At 72.1% G+C, this 319-nt stretch carries 1 protein-coding gene; it reads right to left on the bottom strand.

Annotated elements, in window-relative coordinates; translation table 11 throughout:
- Nucleotides 1–319, bottom strand: a 319-nt coding sequence (locus F0Q45_RS28465) for a hypothetical protein (protein ID WP_188113218.1), incomplete at both ends; no start/stop codon positions are given.

The following is a 319-nucleotide window of genomic DNA, read 5'->3' as shown; positions in this document are numbered from 1 at the left end:
GTCTTTGAAGGGCCGGTCGGGGTGCAGGCTGGCTGGGTCGGGGTGGGCCAGCACGGTAGCGGTGGTGGTGGTGACCAGGGTGAGCAACGTCTGGCGTTGCTGGTCGGGGCTTTGGGTGACGAGCTGGGTGGGCAGGCTGTGCGGGCCGGCGGAGGACGCGGCCTGGGGCCGCACGGTGGTCAGTGCGGACAGGATCGGGGGCAGGGTGTGGTGGCGTGCCAGGTGCGCCAGAGCCCGAGAGTTCAGCGGGGCCGCCAGCAGGCTGGGCTGGTAACGGGAGATCGCGGCGTCGAAGAGGGCCAGGCCGTGCTCGGTGGTG

The organism is Mycobacterium simiae (genome assembly GCF_008370645.1).
Classification (GTDB): Bacteria; Actinomycetota; Actinomycetes; order Mycobacteriales; family Mycobacteriaceae; genus Mycobacterium; species Mycobacterium simiae_A.
Note: the sequence above shows the minus strand (reverse complement) of the source record. Positions and strands in the feature narration are given on the sequence as shown.